Annotated in this window: 16 protein-coding genes; 10 read left to right on the top strand and 6 right to left on the bottom strand. The window is 64.6% G+C overall.

The genetic code is table 11. The features are described 5' to 3' along the window. Positions 1-10 precede the first annotated feature (10 nt). Entirely contained in the window at positions 11-709 is a 699-nt protein-coding gene (locus tag V8U06_RS09285; RefSeq protein WP_427140406.1) for an orotate phosphoribosyltransferase, read from the bottom strand. Between the two features lie 129 nt (positions 710-838). Continuing rightward, a complete protein-coding gene (locus V8U06_RS09280) occupies positions 839-1,267 on the bottom strand; it encodes a DoxX family protein (protein WP_226920651.1) in 429 nt (142 codons plus the stop codon). 192 nt (positions 1,268-1,459) lie between these two features. On the opposite strand from V8U06_RS09280, the gene V8U06_RS09275 reads away from it, so the two are divergent. The 3 genes from V8U06_RS09275 (at position 1,460) to V8U06_RS09265 (ending at position 4,310) form a co-directional block, all read left to right on the top strand. Next, positions 1,460-1,648 (top strand): hypothetical protein, encoded by a 189-nt coding sequence (locus V8U06_RS09275; protein ID WP_427140405.1) that lies wholly within the window; start codon positions 1,460-1,462, stop codon positions 1,646-1,648. A gap of 100 nt (positions 1,649-1,748) precedes the next feature. Continuing rightward, entirely contained in the window at positions 1,749-2,453 is a 705-nt protein-coding gene (locus V8U06_RS09270) for a Crp/Fnr family transcriptional regulator (protein ID WP_427140404.1), read from the top strand. A gap of 12 nt (positions 2,454-2,465) precedes the next feature. Continuing rightward, a complete protein-coding gene (locus tag V8U06_RS09265; RefSeq protein WP_427140403.1) occupies positions 2,466-4,310 on the top strand; it encodes a CHASE2 domain-containing protein in 1,845 nt (614 codons plus the stop codon). Between the two features lie 109 nt (positions 4,311-4,419). Here V8U06_RS09265 and V8U06_RS09260 read toward each other — a convergent pair whose 3' ends face one another. Further along, positions 4,420-5,055: a FecR family protein gene (locus tag V8U06_RS09260; protein WP_226920660.1), complete on the bottom strand. Its 636-nt coding sequence runs from the start codon at positions 5,053-5,055 to the stop codon at positions 4,420-4,422. A 187-nt stretch (positions 5,056-5,242) separates the two neighbouring features. On the opposite strand from V8U06_RS09260, the gene V8U06_RS09255 reads away from it, so the two are divergent. Continuing rightward, positions 5,243-6,277, top strand: a complete 1,035-nt coding sequence (locus tag V8U06_RS09255; RefSeq protein WP_427140402.1) for a tetratricopeptide repeat protein — start codon at positions 5,243-5,245, stop codon at positions 6,275-6,277. Between the two features lie 21 nt (positions 6,278-6,298). Here V8U06_RS09255 and V8U06_RS09250 read toward each other — a convergent pair whose 3' ends face one another. Further along, positions 6,299-7,333, bottom strand: a complete 1,035-nt coding sequence (locus V8U06_RS09250) for a proline racemase family protein (protein WP_226920664.1) — start codon at positions 7,331-7,333, stop codon at positions 6,299-6,301. Positions 7,334-7,489: 156 nt separating this feature from the next. Here V8U06_RS09250 and V8U06_RS09245 point away from each other — a divergent pair, with 156 nt between their 5' ends. After that, the gene (locus tag V8U06_RS09245) at positions 7,490-8,296 is read left to right on the top strand and encodes a phosphodiesterase (RefSeq protein WP_427140401.1); all 807 of its coding nucleotides are present in this window, start codon (positions 7,490-7,492) and stop codon (positions 8,294-8,296) included. A gap of 121 nt (positions 8,297-8,417) precedes the next feature. Beyond that, positions 8,418-9,053 (top strand): DUF1236 domain-containing protein, encoded by a 636-nt coding sequence (locus tag V8U06_RS09240; RefSeq protein ID WP_427140400.1) that lies wholly within the window; start codon positions 8,418-8,420, stop codon positions 9,051-9,053. Positions 9,054-9,215: 162 nt separating this feature from the next. On the opposite strand, the gene V8U06_RS09235 is transcribed toward V8U06_RS09240, so the two are convergent. Continuing rightward, positions 9,216-10,472 carry an alpha/beta hydrolase gene (locus V8U06_RS09235; RefSeq protein WP_427140399.1) on the bottom strand — a complete coding sequence of 419 codons (1,257 nt, stop codon included), beginning with the start codon at positions 10,470-10,472 and terminating at the stop codon, positions 9,216-9,218. Between the two features lie 121 nt (positions 10,473-10,593). Here V8U06_RS09235 and V8U06_RS09230 point away from each other — a divergent pair, with 121 nt between their 5' ends. Further along, positions 10,594-11,508, top strand: a complete 915-nt coding sequence (locus tag V8U06_RS09230; RefSeq protein WP_427140398.1) for a hypothetical protein — start codon at positions 10,594-10,596, stop codon at positions 11,506-11,508. A gap of 227 nt (positions 11,509-11,735) precedes the next feature. On the opposite strand, the gene V8U06_RS09225 is transcribed toward V8U06_RS09230, so the two are convergent. Next, positions 11,736-12,629 carry a LysR family transcriptional regulator gene (locus tag V8U06_RS09225; protein WP_427140397.1) on the bottom strand — a complete coding sequence of 298 codons (894 nt, stop codon included), beginning with the start codon at positions 12,627-12,629 and terminating at the stop codon, positions 11,736-11,738. A gap of 139 nt (positions 12,630-12,768) precedes the next feature. Between V8U06_RS09225 and V8U06_RS09220 the strand changes: the two genes are divergently transcribed. From V8U06_RS09220 to V8U06_RS09210, 3 genes are all read left to right on the top strand, one after another. Next, entirely contained in the window at positions 12,769-13,713 is a 945-nt protein-coding gene (locus V8U06_RS09220) for an alpha/beta hydrolase (protein WP_427140396.1), read from the top strand. A 55-nt stretch (positions 13,714-13,768) separates the two neighbouring features. After that, positions 13,769-14,731, top strand: coding sequence for an alpha/beta hydrolase (locus V8U06_RS09215; RefSeq protein ID WP_427140395.1), 963 nt, complete (start codon positions 13,769-13,771; stop codon positions 14,729-14,731). A gap of 64 nt (positions 14,732-14,795) precedes the next feature. Beyond that, positions 14,796-15,431, top strand: a complete 636-nt coding sequence (locus tag V8U06_RS09210) for an SDR family oxidoreductase (protein WP_427140394.1) — start codon at positions 14,796-14,798, stop codon at positions 15,429-15,431. Positions 15,432-15,453: the final 22 nt, after the last annotated feature.

Below are 15,453 nucleotides of genomic sequence, written 5' to 3'. Positions count from 1 at the left end.
CCAGCGGTTTTTACGCGGTCGGCAGTTCCGCCACGCCGCCATGGGCGGCCGACCAGACGAGCGGCGCATCGAAGAAGGCTTCGACGGAGGCGAGCGTCGCATCGTCGAACAGCTTTTCCTGACGGGCGACGGCCAGCACGTCACGCCAGGTGGCGATGTGGTGCAGCTTGACGCCGCCGTTGGCATAGCGTGCCTCGGCTTCCTTGAAGATGCCGTAGTAGAAGAGCGACATGCCATGGTCGACGACGCCACCGGCCGCACGGATCGCCTCGATGAAGGTGAACATCGAGCCGCCGACGGTGACGAGATCCTCGATGACCAGCACGCGCGCGCCTTCCGGCATCACGCCCTCGATCTGCGCGTTGCGGCCATGGCCCTTCGGCTTCTTGCGCACATAGATCATCGGCAGGCCGAGGCGGTCGGCGAGCAGTGCGGCAAAGGGAATGCCCGCCGTCTCGCCGCCGGCGATGACGTCGAAGCGCTCGAAGCCGGCATTGCGCGTGATGGTCGCGGCGGCGAAATCCATGATCGCCGAGCGGATGCGCGGATAGGACAGCAGCTTGCGGCAATCCATGTAGACCGGGGAGGCCATGCCGGAGGCCAGCTTGTAGGGCTCTTCCGGGCGGAAATGCACCGCCTTGATCTCCCAGAGCATGCGGGCCATCAGCTCCGCCATCACGTTTCGGTCCGGAAATGAATTGGAAAACATCGGCATCTCCCGCATGACTGTCTTGCCTGCGCATAGCAGCAAGAGCGGCGGCTTTCCAGCGTTCCGGCAACGAAAAACCCTCCCCGGCGGACCGGAGAGGGTTTCTGAAGGATCGGAGGTCGGTCCGGCTCAGGCGGCGCCGCGGCGGGCGTCGAGCGAGATGGAGCCCGGGCCGAAGGCGGCGAGCACGAGGAAGCCGCCGGCAATGGTGATGTTCTTCCACATCATCAGGCCGTTGAAGACGGTAAGCAGGCCATTGGCGCCTTCCGGGAAATCCGGGATGGCGATCGGGCCGCTGTGGAAGACGAAGGCGGTGAAGACGCTGAAGGCAGCGAGAAGATAGGCGGCGATGCGGGTCTGGAAACCGACGAGCACGAAGAGGCCGGCGACGAGTTCGAAGATGCCTGCGAGATAAGCGAGCGCGGTGGCGGCCGGAAGGCCTGCACCGGCGATCATGCCGGCGGTGCCCGACGGATCGATCAGCTTCGGATAGCCGGCGGTGATGAACATGAGGGCGAGGAGGATGCGTCCGACGAGGACGACGGCGTTCTGTTGCATGAAAAAAGCTCCTGAGGCTTCAAGCGTTTGTGGTGGCAAAGAGATATCAGCTTCCCGCCGTCAAACTAGACGGCCGATCAGAAGACAGATCGTTCGCTATTAGTGAACAACACCTGTTCCCGATGGAACAGAATGAACGACCCCGCCATGCGACAAGGGCTCATCCCACCCCGCCTTCCCGCCGGAGACGTCATGCGCCACACCCTTCTCGCCCTTGCCCTTGCCGCCGCCTCCCTCGCCTTCACCTCTTCCGGCCATGCGGGCAACAGCTATGGCGAAGGCTATTACGGCCATTACCAGCAGAACTGCATCACCAAGCGCGTCCGCACCGCCGACGCCTATGGCCGCTCGGTCACCAAGCGCGTCCGCATCTGCCAGTAAGCCCCGAAACGCTCCGTTCTTTTCTGTTGCAAGCGCCCGGCGGCTGGGCGAAGATTTCGCCCGAGCGGCGCCCTGTATCGGCGGCCGGGGGAAACCGGATATGAACGAGATCAACAAGAGTGCCGCGTTCTGGCGTTCTTTTCCGATTTTCGAGGGGTTCAGCAAGGAAACGATCGGCGAGATCGCCGGCATTGCGACCTATCGCAAGTGGCCGGCCGGTGCGGTGATCTTCCAGCGCGGCGACGAAGGCACCTATCTCATCGTGCTCGTTTCCGGCCGCATCAAGCTCTCCCTCATCACGCCGCAGGGCAAGGAACTGTCGCTGCGCCAGCTTGAACCCGGCGCGGTGCTCGGCGAAATGGCGATCCTCGACGGCCAGCCGCGCTCGGCGGACGCCACCGCGGCCGTGGCGACGGAAGGCTATGTCATCGCCAAGCGCGACTTCCTCGATCTCATCTCCCGCAACCCCACCGCCGCGCAGGCGATCATCCATTATCTGTGCACCAAGCTGCGCGAGACGACGGAGCAACTGGAAACCATCGCGCTCTACGATCTCGACGCGCGCGTCGCCCGCTTCTTCCTGGCGACGCTACGCTCGATCCACGGCGAGGACCTGCCGGACAGCGCCAATCTCCAGCTCTCCCTCAGCCAGACCGAGATCGCCGGCATCCTCGGGGCCAGCCGGCCAAAGATCAATCGCTCGATCCTCGTGCTGGAAGAGGCCGGCGCCATCCGCCGCAACGACGGCATCATCCATTGCCATATCGGCCGGCTGCTGACGATTGCCGAGCCGGATGACGACTAGGCCGCCGCCTAGATGCTCGCCAATAAATACAGACCCCTCGCCGCCGGCCTCATCGCCAGCCTTGCCGGCGCGCTCGCGCTCTTCAGCCTCGGCGAGACGGCGCTGGAGCAGCAGCGCGAATATTATTTCGACGCGTTGACGCAGACGGTGCCGGCCGCCCAGAGCGACCGCATCGTCGTCGTCGACATCGACCGGAAGGCCTTCCAGGGCGCGGCAAACAAGGACTGGACACGGGCGCAGACGGCCGAGCTCGTCGACCGGCTCGCCGCGGCAAAGCCGGCCGCCATCGCCTTCGACTTCATCTTCAGCACGGATTGCGCGCCGGAAGAGCCCGCCAATGCGGCGCTCGCCGCGGCCATCGGCAAGGTGCCGACCGTGCTCGGCTTCCTGATCGGCGAGACGCCCGACGGCGCGCCACATCCCGTGCCGAAGCTTGCCCTGCAGCGGCCCGTCACCGTGCCGGATCTCTGGTTCATCGACGGCACGGAAAGCTCCTGCGCCTTCCTGCAGGACAAGGCGAGCGCCGCGGCGGCCGCCTTCCTCGTCGGCGACGAGGATGCCGTGGTGCGCCGGGTGCAGGCCTATGCCATTGTCGGCAACGCGGCCTATCCGGCGCTCGGCGTGGAAGCGGCGCGTCTGGCGGCAGGCGCCAGGACACCGGTGCTCGGCGGCAATCCGCCGTGGCTGCGCCATGACGGGCGCATCCTCCGGCTCGACGAGGACGGGAGCCTGCGCTTCGTCGCCGGCAGCGCCGCGACCATCGCTGCCCGCACCTTTTCCGCCGGGGACGTGGTGGGGGGCCGGGTTCCGGCAGACGACATCGCCGGCAAGGTCGTGCTGATCGGCAGCAGTCTGCCCAATCTCGGTGGCCTGCGCACCAGCGCCTCGCTGCCGCTCGAACCCTCCGTGCAGATCCATGCGGATGTGGCGAATGCCATCATCACCGATCACATCCCGACGCGCGATCTCGGCCTCCTGCCGGTCGAAGCGGGCTTTGCCTTCGTCTTCGGCGCGGCGGCGGCCTTTGCGGCCGCGCGCCTGCGCCCGCTCGGCGCGGCCCTGGCGGGCGTCGGCCTCGTCGGCTTCGTCTTCGCCGGTTCGGCACTGCTCTATGCGCGCACGGCGCTGCTTTCCGATGCCGTGGGCGTCTCGCTCATCGTGGCGACCGCGGCGCTCGTCACCGGCCTTCTGCAATATGGCCATGTGCGACGAGCCGAAGCGACGGCGCGGCAACGCTTTGCACAATACCTGCCCCAGTCCGTCGTCTCGCGCTACATCGACAATCCGGACCTCGGCCGGGTCGCCGGCGAGGAACGGCAGGTGACGGCGCTCTTCACCGATATCGAGGGCTTTTCCGCCCTCGCCCAGAAGATCGGGCCGCACGATCTCGTCAAGCTGCTCGACATCTATTTCTCCGAGGTGAACGCCCTCGTCGCCCGCCATGGCGGCATGGTGGACAAGGTGGTGGGCGATGCGGTGCATGCGCTCTTCAATGCGCCTGACGATCTCGACCGCCATGTCGACAAGGCGCTCGCCTGCGCCGACGAAATTCGCGCGCTGACCGAGGAAATGCGCCGTCGTCCTGCCTTCCTCGACAAGGATTTCGGCCGCACGCGCATCGGCGTCGAGACGGGCATGGCGGTGCTGGGAGAAGTGGGGGCCGGCGGCAAGCTGGACTACACCGCCCATGGCGATGCCGTGAACCTTGCCGCGCGGCTGCAGGACGCCAACAAGTTCCTGGGAACGCAAATCTGCATCGGCCCGCGTGCAGCGGGCGAGACCAGCCGGACGCTCCGCGCCATCGGCAACCACGAGATCCGCGGCTTCGGCACGATGGATCTCTTCACCCTGGATTAGGGCCGGTCGACCTTGAGCATGTCAGGTTCAGATCGAACCAGACATGCTCTACATTCTTTTGTTTTCGTTTGTCTTTTCGGGAACCGGTTCCCACTTTTCCCTGACAACTCTAGCGGATGCCGACGCTGGCATAGGCCTCGCGGATGCGCGCCTCGCCCCATTGCGTGACCTTGCCGGGGGCTTCGCCCGGCCGCTTGATCTCGACACCCTCGCCGCGCCCGACGGACGCCATGACGCCGCCGCCGGTGACCTCGACGCGGCCGTGCTCGACGAAGACGGCGAAGACGCCGCGGTTGGGGCCGGCGAAGAACTTGGTGCCGCGCACGCCGATCATGCCGAAGGCGGTGCGCATGGTAAGGTCGATCTTGGCAAGACCCTCCGGCCGGTCGAAGACCATCTGGCCCGTGCCGAGCTCGATGGTGCCGCCCTGCCCGGCGATGAAGGTATCGATGAGAAGCTCCGTCTCACTGCCGAGCAGGAGGCTGGTATCGTCGCCGAGCGCCAGTTCCGCAAAACTCTCCCTGCCGGTCGTCACGAAGTCATGATCCATCAGGCTCGCGCCGGCCTTCAGACCTTCCAGAAGGTTCTCCTGACGGCGCGTCACCTCGCCGGTGATCTCGACCGCCTTGCCGATGACCGCGTTGGCCTTCGTCGCGCGAATACCGATACCCGTCAGCGCCAGCGCGCCGCCCGCAAGAAAGAGCCTGCGGCTGAGGGTGGGGCGGAAAACATCGAACGTGGTCATGAAACACCTTTTGCGCGGGGCTGCCCCGCGGGGAGGAATTGAACCGATGGCGGCGGGCGCGTCAATCGCCCGGGCCGCCTTGCCTGTGTCCTATATGCACCGCTCGCGATTTCTTCTCTGTTCCCGTGGAAACAGACGCGCCGGCTGCGTCGTTTAAGCTGCGGTCATCCAATGCAGGGAGACGAGCATGATCACGCGATCCACAGGAATGAAGACGGCTGGCCGCGCCCTTTTCTTCGCGGCCCTGCTGTTTGGCGGCGCCGCAAGCGCCCAGGCCGACACGCTGTCCATCGAGGCCCGCTGCGACGCCGCGGCCGGCAGCCGCTACGACACAACGCGCAACACGGCCTTCGCGCCGGTGGCGCTTGACGACATAGAGATCGGTCCGGCGCTCTCCGCCTGCCGCGAGGCCTACAAGGCCGGCGGCGGCGCACGCATGGCCTTCCAGCTTGCCCGTGCCCTGGAGCGCGCCGGCCAGTCTCTCGACGCCATGAAGCTCTATGCGGAAGCGGCCGCGCTCGGCCACACCGTGGCGATGGTCAACTATGGCGGCATGCTGGGCAAGCGCGGCGATCCTGCCGGCGAATTCAGCCATTACAAGAAGGCCGCCGAACTTGGCGATCTGCTCGGCGCGTACAATCTCGCGGTCGCCTACCGTGACGGCATCGGCACCGACGTGAACGGCGCGGAAGCCGCCCGCTGGTTCGACAAGGCCGCCGCCGCCGGCGACGAGACGGCCGCCTTCAATCTCGGCGTGCTCTTCGACGACGGCAGCCTCGTGCCCGAGGACAATGGGCGGGCGGCGGCTTTCTACAAGCTGGCGGCCGAGGGCGGCAATGTCGACGCCATGATCAATCTCGGCCTCATGCTGGAATCGGGCGAAGGCGTCGCGCAGGACCTTGCCGCCGCCGCCGGTTATTTCCAGCTGGCGGCCGCTCAGGGCGACAGCTACGGCAAGCTGAAGTTCGGCCTGATGCAGCAGAGCGGCACGGGCATCGTGAAGAATGTGGAGCAGGCGGTGAGCAGCCTCGTCGCCGCCTTCGAGATGCGCGACGTGGACCTCGAGGTCATCCTGCGCGACCAGCCGGAACAGCTTTCGGCCGATGCGCGCCTCGCGATCAAGCAGGTGCTCGCCGCGCGAGACCTGATCGACGGCGCCGAGAATGCGGAGATCGATCCGATCACCCTCGGCGCCATCGAGAAGCACTACGCCCAGCAATGACCGGGCGCTTGAGGGGCGGGATCAGACGATCTCGCCCGCCTGCGGACCCCAGGTGTCCGTCATGGCGAAACCGTTCGCCAGCGGATCGGTCGGGTCGAGCGCGATCTGGTGCAGGCCGAAGGTCCAGCCGCGACCGGTGATGGTGGGAATGATCGCCTTGCGGCCGGCAACGACCGTCTCGGCTGCGAGGCCCACCTCGAACTCGGATCCGATAATCGAGCGCGAGCGGAACGTGTCACCCACCTTGGCAAGGCCGCGGGCATGCAGCGTCGCAAGATTGGCCGAATTGCCGGTGCCGCAGGGCGAGCGGTCGACGCGGCCCGGCCACATGGTGGTGGCGGTGCGCACGAGACCGTCGGGATCGCGGTCACGGAACATGACATAGGCGACACCGTTGATCTCGGGAATTTCGGGATGCACGATCGTCATCGACTTGTTGATGAGATCCTTAAGCGCCATGCCGGCATCGACCAGCGCGCGCGCATTGCCCTTCTCGATTTTCGTGCCGATCTGGTCGACGTCCACCAGCGCATAGAAGATGCCGCCATAGGAAATGTCGAAGCGCACGCGGCCCCAGTGCGGCGTGTCGATCTCCACGTCCAGTTCCTGCACGAAGGACGGCACCATGGTGAGCTTGACCTTCTCGCAGCGACCGTCGCGGCAGGTGGCCGTCGCCTTGACGAGGCCGGCGGCGGTATCGAGCACCACCACGGTCTCCGGCTCCTTCATCTCGACGATGCCCGATTCGAGCAGCGCCGTGGTGACGCAGATCGAGTTGGAGCCGGACGAGGCATGCGCCTGGTCGGCCTGAAGGATGATGAAGCCCGCATCGGCCTCCGGGCGCTTGGCCGGCACCAGCAGGTTGACCGAGCCGGTCGCGGCCGCGCGCGGCTCCAGGCACAGGAAGCGGCGCAGGCTGTCATCCACCGTGTTGATATGGTTCAATTGCTCGGCGATCGTGTTGCCGGGGATCTTCGGCACGCCGCCGATGGCCACCTTGCCGATCTCACCCTCGCAATGAACGTCCAGCAGCTGGATCGTGCGCTTCCATCTCATGTCGGTATGCTCCGTTCTCGCCGGCCCGTGGCCACTCTCGTCTTCTGATATATCAGATTGCCGTCCGTTCCAACAGCTTTTCATGCGGCAGGTTCGCGCGCTACGACTGGGAGCGCGGACGCATGCGTCCGCCCCTTCCCGCCACGAGACCCTTCCATGACCAAACTCATTGTCTTTACCGATCTGCACATGGTGCCCGAGGGCATGACCATCATCGGCCTCGATCCGTATCAGCGGCTGCTCGCCGGCATCGCCCATGTCAATCGCTACCATGCGGATGCCGACCGGGTGATCTTCACCGGCGACCTGACGCATCGCGCCGACACGATTTCCTACGAGCGCCTGCGCGATCTTCTCTCCCTCATCGAGCCGCCCGTCGCCATCACCATCGGCAACCACGACTATCGCGACCGTTTCCTCGAAACCTTTACCGAGGTGACGCCGGACGAGAACGGCTTCGTGCAGCAGGCCATCGACTTTCCCGACTGCCGCGTCGTGCTGCTCGACACGCTCTTCGCCCCGCCCTACGACTATCCTCTGAGCCATGCCGGCTATCTGTGCGAAAAGCGCCTTGCCTGGCTCGACCGGACGCTGGCGACGGCAGATGGCCGTCCGGTGCTCCTCTTCATGCACCACCCGCCGCACAAGACCGGCTTTACCGGCATGGACACGATCCGCCTCAGCAACGAGGATACCTTCTACGATCTGGTGCTCAGGCACGGCAATGTCCGCCATATCTTCGCCGGTCACGTGCACCGCACGATCGGCGGCTCGCATCGCGGCATTCCCTTCTCGATCTTCAAGAGCCCGGTGCACCAGCAGCCGATGCCCTTCGATGCGCCCAACGCCTCGCTCTCGGTCGACGAACCGGCCGCCTACGGCATCGTCGTCGTGACGGAGGAAGGCCTGCAGGTGCACAACGAGGACTACGAAATCGCCCGGCGCGATTCGGAAGTCGCCTGAGGCCGGCGGTTAACGCCGGTCATACATCGTGATGGCCGGCGACCGATCCGCGGGAACCGGATCGCGCATGCGACGTTGTCTCCGCCGAAGGGGTGGGAAACCTACTCTAAAGGAGAAAGACATGCGTAAGATTCTGATCGCCGGTGCGGCCCTTGCCTTCCTCGGCGCCACCGCCGCCCATGCGGATGATAGCGACAAGGAAGCCATTGGCGGCGCAGCAGGCGGCGCGGCCGGTGCGGCTGCGGGCGCGGTGGTCGGTGGCCCGATCGGCGCCATCGTCGGCGGCGTCGCCGGCTTTGCCATCGGCGCGGAAGCTGCCGTCCCCGAGGATGCCCGCGTCTACGTGATGGAAAACCCGACGCCGCCCGTCATCCTGCAGGGGCAGGTGACCGCCGATACGCGCTTCGACAACACCGTGACGCTGACGCCGATCCCCGAACACCCCGACCTTGCCTATGTCTATGTCGACAACCGCCCGGTCATCGTTCGCACGGATAGCCGCCAGGTGATCTATGCGCCGGAAGTCGAGACGACGGCGAGCATTTCGGCCGATATTCCCGAGACGACGATCACCTATGTGGAGGGCCACCCGTTGGACCCAGTCGTCTTGGAAGGGCCGGTGGAAGCGGGGGTGGTGATCCCGCAGGAGGTGCAGATCGTCGAGGTGCCGGAGAGCCCGAGCTACGGCTATATCTATGTCGATCAGCGCCCGGTTCTTGTCGACCGTTCGAGCCGCGAGATCATCTGGGTGCGCTAGAGTTTGTCAGGGAAAAGTGGGAACCGGTTTTCCCGAAAAAACAAACGAAAACAAAAGAATTCAGAGCATGTCTGGTTCAATCTGAACCTGACATGCTCTAAGCGCCCAGCGAAATTGACAGGAACGCAATTGACGGAGGCGGCCCCATCGCGGGCCGCCTTTTCATTGACCGATGGCCGTGACCGTCGTGTCCTCGACGGAGTTGCCGAGGCGGCGCCACTGATCGTCGTAGTTCTTGCGCGTCACCGGATCGAAGACGGCAATGGGCGTCGAGACGACGATGCTGGCCGCGCTGCCGACCGTCTGGGCGGTGCCGAGCGCGACGGCCCCCAGCCGCTCACCGAAGCCGACCTGCGAATCCGTCACCGCCTGCCCGTCGATCAGGCGATTGCCGATGAGGCGCACGACCTCCGGGCTTTCGGCAAATTTGCCGTGATTGAGCCGGTCGCCGGATTTCAGCGCGGTGAGGTCGAGCACGGTGATACCCTGCTTTTCCAGCATGCTGCGATAGGGTTCTTCCGCCGGATTGATCTGGCCGAGCCGGTCGACATTGCCGGAGATACGCCGCGACAGCGTCAGCGCGCGGTCATCCCGCGAGACGAAGAGCGTGAACTGCGGCCGGTCCTTGACGTTCGTGCCGATGGCCCGCAATTGCTGGCCGAAGACATCGACGTCGAGATCGGGCGAGGCGAGGATGACCTGCTGGATCTTCTTCGGCACGCGCCCGTCGCGGATCGCCATCTGCCGCAGCGTCTCCACCGCGAGCCACGTCCCCATGGAATGGGCCATGATGGTGATCTCACCGACATCCGGCGTATCGACGGCGGCGCGCAGCAGCTCTTCCAGCGCATCGCGGGAATAGTTGGTGCTCTCCTTGTCGTAGGAATAGTCGAAGATGCTGGCGCGCGACGGCCAGGTGAAGATGATCGGCGCCGCATCCGTCTTGGAATCGTGCACGATCTGCGCGAAGCGGTAGACGGCATCCTCATAACGATTGTTGAAACCGTGCACGAAGACGAGCACGCGCCGGCTCTTCGGCAGGTTATGGCCGAGCCAGGTCCGGCCCGCCTTGGCGGTCTCGATCGGCTTGACGCTGACGGTTGAGAAATCCTTCATCGGATCGGCCGGCAGCTTGGAGGGCCATTGCACCTGGCCGACCTTGCGCTTGCCATCCGGCGGAATGGAAACGACGATATCGCGCAGTTCGAGCTGCGATCCGCGCTCGCCGGAGAACAGCACGCCCGGCTGGTCGGATGGCGCGCGCGTCGTGGCAACGAGCAGGTCGACCGCGGAAACGCCCGGCGGCATCTCGCCGCTCGGCACCATCACGCCTTCCGGCCGGCCGGCACAGCCCGCCAGCGCCAGCACTCCGGCGAAGATCACGCGACGCAATACGCGCGGCCTCTCGCGGTTCGTCATGTCCCGCTTCCTTCCGCTTTTCTGTTTTCGCCAGTGCCGTACGGACACCGTTCACCCCCTGCTTATCCGAGCCCGGCCCACTTTTGAAGACGAGCGGCGACGAAGGCGGAAAACCGGACGCATGAGAGACGAGGCCGCGTGGCATATCGGCCACGGCGAAGGCCGGGCAGCGGGCCGATTTCAAGGCCTGCAAGCCGTGCCAACGGCGATGGCGGCTCCTCGGAACAGGCATGCAAATATGTCACATCCCACCGAAAAACAGTACGCGAACAATCGCCATTATCCGTTCTATATCAATAGGTTAAATGGAGGCTTATTTGCTCGGAACAGGCCGTTTTGGTATGTTTCAGACGGTGCCGGCGCCCTGCCGCACCGTTACCCCTTCAAAGGAAAATCCATGACCTCGCAAGTCCCCGAGCGTATCCTTCTCGATGGCAAACCGCATTGGTTGTACGAAGAGCCGCTTGCGCCCCTGCTCAAAAGGCGCAGAACGAGAGTAGAGGCTCCGGAGGGCACGACAACGGCCTGCCATCGACAATATGTCGGTACCTGGAGCATCACCGATGGCCGTCTGTGGCTTGCCTGTCTGAGCACCTTCGGATGGGACGAACTGCCCCTTTCGGATGCCATGCGCGCCTGGTTCCTAAGGCTGGTGCCCACGAATCGCTTTCCGGTATCCGCCGACTGGTTCACCGGCTGCCTTCGCATTCCGACAGGACCGATGCTCGTGCAGGGCTTCCACGGATGGTCGTCGTGGTTCACCAGAGAACGCATCATCACCTGCCGGAAAGGCAAGGTGGTGCGCGATCGCGAGGTCGATACACTGGCAATCCTGGAGCGCGCGATGCGCCGGAACGACCGTCTGAAGCACTCGCTCGATCCGGACGACACGCCGGGTGGTCCGCTGGCCTGGCTCACCGATGAGGACTACGAGCACCTGAATGGCGACTGGTGGCCGCCCGAATGGACGGAGGGGCATGTCCCCGCCGCGCTCGGCTCCTGGTTTGTCAGCGGCACATGGACCAGACGCACCTAGAGCATGTCAGGTTCAGATTGAACCAGGCATACTCTAAATTCTTTTGTTTTCGTTTGTCTTTTCGGGAAAACCGGCTCCCACTTTTCCCTGACAAACTCCAGGCCTCAAGACGGACAACCCCGGGCGAGGCGTTCGCCGTCCTTGAGGGACGCTTCAGCATCAGGCGCCGCGCGAACGTCCGGCGCCTGATGTCGTTCCGGAATGGGGAAAACGGCGCACCACCGCTGTCACGCACGAAATCTCAGCGTTTCGACCAGAAGGGTAAAGGCCGACGAAGCGTGTCGCCGGTGCGGATAATAGAGGTGGTAGCCGGGCAGATCGGGCGTGAACTTGCCCAACACCCGGACCAGCGCGCCGTCGTCGAGGAACCGCTGGACCTGATCGAGCGGGAGATAGGCAAGGCCATGGCCGTCGAGCGCAGCATCGAGGATCAGGTCGATGCTGTTGAGGGTAAGCGGCCCATCGACCCGCACGCGCGTTTCGCGCCCTCCGCGGATCAGTCGCCAGCTATTCAGCGTGCCGGAGGTCGGCAGTCGCAGGTTGACGGCACGATGGTCGATAAGATGCGCCGGCGAAACAGGAACCGGGTGCCGCCGGAAATAGCCGGGTGCGCCGACGATCGCCATCGGCGTATCCGGCCCGATCCGCAGGGCGATCATGTCCTTGGCGATGGCGCCGCCCAAGCGGACGCCTGCGTCGAACCGGTCGGCCACGACATCGGCGAGGCCGTAGTCGATGGTAATCTCCACCTTGATATCAGGGTTGTCGGGAAGCATCCGCTTCAGGGCCGGAACGATGATCGTCTTGGCCGCGTGCTCCACCGTGGTGATCCGGATCGTTCCGGACGGTCGATCGCGCAATTCGCCGAGCGAGGCGACCGCGGCATCGAGATCGTGCAGCATGGGGCCGAGCGTCGCGATCAATCGTTCGCCGGCCTCGGTCGGGGCCACGCTGCGTGTCGTGCGCGACAGCAGACGCACACCCAGCCGCTCCTCGATCCGACGTACGATCTGGCTGAGCGCGGATTGCGCCATGCCGAGCCGCTGGGCAGCCTTCGTGAAGCTGCGTTCCTCGGCGACGACCACGAAGGCCGCGAGATCGGCGATTTCATCCCGTCGCATTCATCACCTCAATGATAGACCCAATAAGGATTACCTGCCTAATCCACGTAATCGTTCTGGCGTAGATTATGTCCATCGGCAAGGGCGTACCGCGATGGAGAGCGCACCGAGCCACTGACGCCAACGATGGAGACTGGAAATGGGCAAGATCAGCTTCCCCAACTCGAACAACAAGACGATCACCATGTCGGCCGTGATCAACTTTCCTCAAGGTTTCGACGAGAAGCAGACCTATCCGGCGATCGTCGTGTCCCATCCGGGTGGCGGCGTGAAGGAGCAGACCGCCGGAACCTATGCAAGGATGCTCGCCGACGAGGGCTTCGTTGCCATCGCCTTCGACGCCTCCTATCAGGGCGAGAGCGGTGGCGAACCGCGCCAGCTCGAAAATCCCCATATCCGCACGGAAGACATCAGCGCCGTCATCGACTACCTCACGACGCTGCCTTACATCGACCAGGGCCGGATCGGCGCGATGGGCATCTGCGCCGGCGCGGGCTATACGGCCAATGCCGCCATCCAGGATCGTCGCATCAAGGCGGTTGGCACGGTCAGTGCCGTCAATATCGGCTCGATGTTCCGCAATGGATGGGAAAACAACGTCAGGTCGATCGACGCGCTGCCCTATATCGAGGCCGGCTCGAATGCCCGCACCTCGGACGCCAGCGGAACGACCGCTACCATGCCGCTCGCACCGCTGACCGAGAAGGACGCGCCGAACGAGGAGCTGCGCCAGGCCTGGGAATATTACCACACGCCGCGCGCCGAATGCGCCACGGCGCCGGGCTTTGCGGCGCTGCGCAGCCTCAACCAGATCATCACCTACGACGCCTATCACATGGCGGACGTCTACCTGACCCAGCCCCTCCAGATCATCGCCGGCAGCGTGGCCGGCAGCAAATGGATGAGCGACGACCTGTTCGATCGCGCTGCCAGCACCGACAAGCAGTTCCACATCGTCGAGGGCGCGAACCACATGGACCTCTATGACGGCCGGAAATTCGTCAACGAGGCCGTTTCGGTCCTGGCGCCGTTCTTCCGGACGAAGCTCTCGGCCGGCGCCACTGCGGCACAGGCCGCCGAATAATCCGAAATACCGATCCAAGGAGCGCGCAGCGCTCCCCCTGCGACAGGAGACACCCATGGAAACCGTCAGCATTCGCAATCCCGGCATGTATTGGGATATCGCCGCCAACATTCACTTTCCGCCCGACTTTGATGCCGCCAAGCGCTACCCGGCGATGGTTTCGAACCATCCGATCGGGAGCTGCAAGGAACAGACATCCGGCAACGTCTATGGCGCGGCCCTGGCAGAAGCCGGTTTCGTCGTCATCGTGCCGGATGCAAGCTTCCAGGGCGGCAGCGGCGGTGAACCGCGCTGGACCGAAGATCCGGAACAGCGCGTGAAGGACTATCGCGATGTCATCGACTACGTTCAGTCCCTGCCCTACGTCGACCCCGACAGGATCGGCATCCTCGGCATCTGCGGCGGCGGTGGCTACTCGATCAAGGCCGCGATCATCGACAAGAGGATCAAGGCGCTCGTCAGCATTACCGGCGTGAACTTCGGACGACTGATGCGCGAAGGCTTCAGCAATTTCGATCCTGTCGGCGCGCTCGAAGGCATGGCGGCTCAGCGCACCGCCGAGAACGCAGGCGCTGACGCGCAGATCAACATCTTCCTGCCGGCGAGCGTCGACGCCGGCAAGGCCGCCGGCTTGACCGACATCGATGTGCTGGAGGCGACCGACTACTATCGCAACCGGTGCCCGGCTGCGGGTTCCGGCACGCGCATGCTGGTCTCCCATGCCGCGCCGGCAATGGCGTGGGATGCTTTCGCCTTCGCCGAAACGCTGCTGACACAGCCGATGATGGTGGTGTTTGGCGACAAGCCCGGCGGCTTCGGCGCCTATCGCGACGGCATGGAAATCTATGGCCGCGCCGCGTCGAAGAACAAGGAACTGGTCGTGGTCGAGGGCTGGTCGCACTACGACCTCTACGATCAGCCCGAACCGGTCCGTCTCGCGCTGGAAAAACTGGTGCCGTTCCTCAAGACACATCTCGGCGGCGTGACAGCCGCAAACCGGGCCCAGGCGGCCGAATAGAAGCGGGCTTTCCCGAGCAGGCGGCGCGGCATTCCGCGCCGCTCCAATTTCAGGAGGATGCAAGATGACGAAGGTGCTTGTTCTGGGGGCCGGCGGGCAGATCGCCCGCCACGTGGTGGGCATGCTGGGCAGCGACGCCGAAGCGTCAATGACGCTGTTCGCTCGCAGCCCGGGAAAACTGACGCAAACGCCCGCCAACGCCAGGATCGTTCAGGGCGATGTACTCGACAAAGCGAAACTCGACAGCGCGGTCAAGGGGCAGGACATCGTTTATGCCAACCTGACCGGCGACGATCTCGATGCGCAAGCCACGGGCATCATCGCGTCGATGCAGGCCATGGGCGTCAAGCGACTGATTTTCGTGCTGGCGCTCGGCATCTATGACGAGGTGCCGGGCAAGTTCGGTGCATGGAACAATGCGACCATCGGTGAAGAGTTGAGGCCGTTCCGCCGCGCCGCAGATGCCATCGAAGCCTCGAAGCTCGACTACACCATCCTGCGCCCCGCCTGGCTCACGGATGAAGACGAGGTCGACTACGAACTGACGGAGCGGAACGCCCCGTTCAAGGGCACCGTCGTCTCGCGCAAAAGCGTGGCAGACCTGATCGTGAAAATGATCCGCTCTCCAAGTCTTCACCTGCGCAGCAGCGTCGGCATCAACAAGCCGGGAACCGACGGCGACAAGCCTTCCTTCATGTAAGCGGATCCGTCAGGATTCCCCT

Source organism: Shinella sp. G-2 (assembly GCF_050172695.1).
In the GTDB taxonomy this organism is placed as follows: domain Bacteria; phylum Pseudomonadota; class Alphaproteobacteria; order Rhizobiales; family Rhizobiaceae; genus Shinella.
The sequence above is the reverse complement of the archived record's forward strand: the minus strand, read 5'-3'. Positions and strand labels throughout refer to the sequence as shown.